At 71.3% G+C, this 2,413-nt stretch carries 2 protein-coding genes; both read left to right on the forward strand.

Going from position 1 to position 2,413, the window contains the following annotated elements; all coding sequences use genetic code 11:
• Nucleotides 1–217 precede the first annotated feature (217 nt).
• Nucleotides 218–1,183 carry a hypothetical protein gene (locus tag AB0J09_RS62410; protein ID WP_360713636.1) on the forward strand — a complete coding sequence of 322 codons (966 nt, stop codon included), beginning with the start codon at nt 218–220 and terminating at the stop codon, nt 1,181–1,183.
• Nucleotides 1,180–2,274: an FAD-dependent oxidoreductase gene (locus AB0J09_RS62415; RefSeq protein WP_360713638.1), complete on the forward strand. Its 1,095-nt coding sequence runs from the start codon at nt 1,180–1,182 to the stop codon at nt 2,272–2,274. The genes AB0J09_RS62410 and AB0J09_RS62415 overlap by 4 nt, the downstream gene beginning before the upstream one ends.
• Nucleotides 2,275–2,413: the final 139 nt, after the last annotated feature.

Below are 2,413 nucleotides of genomic sequence, written 5' to 3' on the forward strand. Positions count from 1 at the left end.
CCGACGTCGTGGCGGGAGCCGCCCGCAAGATCGCCTCCGACGAGCTCAACGGCCGGGGCGACCCGGCGCTCACGGCCCTGCTGCGGCCGTACGTGGACGCGTACTCCATCTGGGGTGACGCCCGAAGCCGGACACTGCTCGGAAACCTGGTCAAGCACCGGTAAACACCGCACCCCCACCCCTATCACCACAAAGCGTGACGATATAGTGACGCTTTGTGAACGAATCGAAGCGCGTGGAAATCACGTGGCCCAGCATCGGCATCACCGTGACCGTCGAACTCGACCAGCGCAACCGCACCCTGGCCCAGCGTCTGTGGGACGCGCTGCCGTACCGCAGCCTGCAGGGACATGCCCTCGTCGCGGGCTATCACCTGTACCACGTCGCTCCCGTCCATTCGCTGCTGCACACGCAGCCGGAACACCGCGTGGACCGGCGCGCCGTGCCCGACGGCACCGTTTTCTGCTCGCGGCTGCAGCACCTCGGCATCAAGTACGGCGAGCTGACCGAGCCCATGAGCGCCGCCCCGATCGGCCAGGTCGTCCAGGAAGACCTCGACGCCCTGATGCAGGCCGGCCGCGACGTCTGGCAGTCCGTCTACACCACCAAGCAGCCCGTCATCGCCGAGGTGCGCCGCGAGGGCGAACCCAGCGGTCACCGGCTCCCCCGGCTGCCCATCGGCGACCCGAAGCTCAACGAGCTCGTCAAGGACGTGCACGCCGAGACCGAGCGCATCTGGCTGGATCCACCGCGCGAGCTGCTCGACCTGCACGCCGGCCGCATCCCGTCGGGTGCGGGCAGCTACGAGACGGTCCTGACCACGCTGCTGTTCGTCAACGGCGAGACCCGGCCGCTCGGCTACAGCTGCTACGGCGGCCTCGTACGCGCCGCGCTCGACGGCATGCCGATGCCGTGGCTGCGCCAGATGACCCGCCAGCTGGCCCACACACCCGCCGAATTCCTCGGCTACTGCGGCCTGAGCACCCTGTGGGACTTCACCCAGCGGCTGCTGGACGGGCTGGAACGCCTCGACAGCCATGAGGACTTCATCTCCGTCATGGCCCAAATGGCGCTCTACTGCAACTGCCTGGGTGGCTGGAACCTGCACCTGTTCCCGTGGCAGGCGGGCGAGCACCTGCGCCGCGCAGAGGGCACACCGGTAGCAGAGAGCACACCGGTATGAGCGGGCAGCGGGTGGTGGTCATCGGTGGCGGCGTGATCGGCTTGTCGATCGCGTTCCACCTGGCCGAGGCGGGAATCGACACCACGCTCCTGGAGCAGGGCACTCTCGGCTCGGGCGCCTCGCGCGCCACCGCCGACGTGGTCCGCGCCTACTTCGCCGGCAACCCGGTCAGCTCGGCGCTCGCCGTCCGCAGCCTGGACGCCTACCACGCCTTCCCGAGCAGGCCCGGGATCGATCTGCCGCTGCGGCAGGTCGGCTACCTGGTGCTGTTCACCGAGCCGGAGCAGGTGGAGGCGTTCGAGGCCGACCTGCCCGCCCAGCGCGCCGCCGGGGTCGACGTCGGCCTGATCAGCGCGGAGGAGGCCAGGGAACGCAACCCGCTCATCGGCGGCTTTCCGCTGCGCGCCGCCGCGTACTCGCCGCAGGCCTACATCTCCGACACCACGGCCATCGTCACCGCCTACGCGCGAGCGGCCGAGCAGGCCGGCGCGAGACTGCGTACCGGCTGCCCGGTCACCGCCATCGACGCCCGGGCCGGGCGCGTGCGCACCACCTGCGGCGAGATCGGCGCCGACGCCATCGTGTGCGCCGCCGGCGCCTGGTCGGCCTCGCTCGTCCGGAGCGCGGGCGTGGACCTTCCGCTCACCGAGCCGATCGAGCAGGAGCTGCTCACCACCGACCCTCTGCCTCGTGACACGCCGGACATCCCGGTCACCCTGCACGCCGCCAGCGGCCTGCTCGTACGGATGCGCGACGACCGGCTGCTGATCGGCATGGGCTACCCGGGACGCGACCGGGAGTCGTGGCGGCGGAAGGTCGCCGAACAGCTCGCGGCCACGTACCCGAGCCTGGCCGGGCTCACCCTGCGCCCGGCCGTCACCGGCCTGCGCGACGCCAGCCCCGACAAGACGGCCTTCATCGGCCGCCGGCCGGGACCGCCGGCCTTTCTGTACGCGACCGGCTTCTCCGGGCACGGCCTGTGCAACGCGCCCGCCGCCGGAGAGCTGGTCCGCGACCTGTATCTCAACCAGGACCCCGGCTTCGACGTGACCGCGCTGGCGATGGGCCCGCGACGGACCGGACGGCCATGACAGACGGATGGGACGACTCATGACCCACGACAGCACTCTGGACGCGCGGACCCAGGACTCGCATGCCGAGAACGCGCCCGCCCCGGACGCCCAGGCCCCGGACGCACAGGCCCCAGACGCGCAAGCCCCAGGCACGCAG

The sequence above is a fragment of the Nonomuraea sp. NPDC049784 genome, assembly GCF_040659615.1.
Lineage (GTDB): Bacteria > Actinomycetota > Actinomycetes > Streptosporangiales > Streptosporangiaceae > Nonomuraea.

What these genes read in the sequence shown, in the direction of transcription:
- AB0J09_RS62415 (WP_360713638.1), top strand. Translation starts at nt 1,180, where the DNA reads ATGAGCGGGCAGCGGGTGGTGGTCATCGGTGGCGGCGTGATCGGCTTG.